This window comes from Escherichia sp. R1 (assembly GCF_003000935.1).
GTDB lineage: Bacteria > Pseudomonadota > Gammaproteobacteria > Enterobacterales > Enterobacteriaceae > Escherichia > Escherichia coli.
In genome coordinates this window covers 1-1,089 of record NZ_PSRU01000074.1, presented here as the reverse complement: position 1 = coordinate 1,089, position 1,089 = coordinate 1, and the positions used below count along the sequence as shown (strand labels likewise).

The window sequence follows — 1,089 nt, the reverse complement described above, 5'->3', positions numbered from 1 at the left end:
GAAGGCGCTTCCCGATTATCTCTTCCTGAAGGCACTTTAGGACAATGGGTTACCGCCGCCAGAAAAGGGCTCGGTACTCCTGGTTCCCGCACGGTGGCTGAACTGGAATCTGAAATTCTGCAACTGCGTAAGGCGTTAAATGAAGCTCGCCTTGAGCGAGATATATTAAAAAAAGCAACAGCGTATTTTGCACAGGAGTCGCTGAAAAATACGCGTTAATCGAACAATGGCGACAACAATTTCCCATTGAAGCGATGTGTCAGGTATTTGGTGTATCCAGGAGCGGTTATTACAACTGGGTACAGCATGAACCCTCAGACAGAAAACAAAGTGATGAGCGGCTAAAACTGGAGATTAAGGTGGCACATATCCGCACTCGCGAAACATATGGAACCCGGCGGCTCCAGACGGAGCTGGCAGAGAATGGCATCATCGTTGGTCGTGACCGACTGGCACGTCTTCGTAAGGAGCTAAGGCTACGCTGTAAGCAGAAACGCAAGTTCAGAGCGACTACGAACCCGAACCACAATCTGCCAGTTGCGCCAAATCTGCTGAACCAGACGTTCACTCCTACAGCACCAAATCAGGTCTGGGTGGCGGACCTGACGTATGTTGCCACACAGGAGGGATGGTTGTACCTCGCTGGCATCAAAGATGTTTATACGTGCGAAATTGTCGGCTACGCCATGGGAGAGCGCATGACAAAAGAGCTGACAGGTAAAGCCCTGTTTATGGCGCTCAGGAGCCAGCGCCCACCTGCCGGGCTAATCCACCACTCTGATCGAGGTTCACAGTACTGCGCATACGATTACCGGGTCATACAGGAGCAGTTTGGTCTGAAAACATCAATGTCGCGTAAAGGTAACTGTTACGACAACGCTCCGATGGAAAGCTTCTGGGGAACGCTGAAAAATGAGAGCCTGAGCCACTATCGTTTTAATAACCGGGATGAAGCCATCTCAGTAATACGGGAATACATTGAGATTTTCTACAATCGTCAGCGTCGTCACTCTCGTCTGGGGAATATCTCCCCGGCAGCCTTCAGGGAAAAATATCATCAGATGGCTGCTTAAAAAAAGAACAAATGGT

Annotated in this window: 1 protein-coding gene; it reads left to right on the top strand. The window is 49.9% G+C overall.

The genetic code is table 11. The features are described 5' to 3' along the window. A protein-coding gene (locus C4F37_RS27110; protein WP_087889958.1) for an IS3-like element IS600 family transposase occupies positions 1 to 1,073 on the top strand; the annotation gives its coding sequence in 2 pieces (ribosomal slippage) (positions 1 to 166 and positions 166 to 1,073; 1,074 coding nt annotated over the 2 pieces). This gene is flagged as partial in the annotation. Positions 1,074 to 1,089 lie beyond the last annotated feature (16 nt).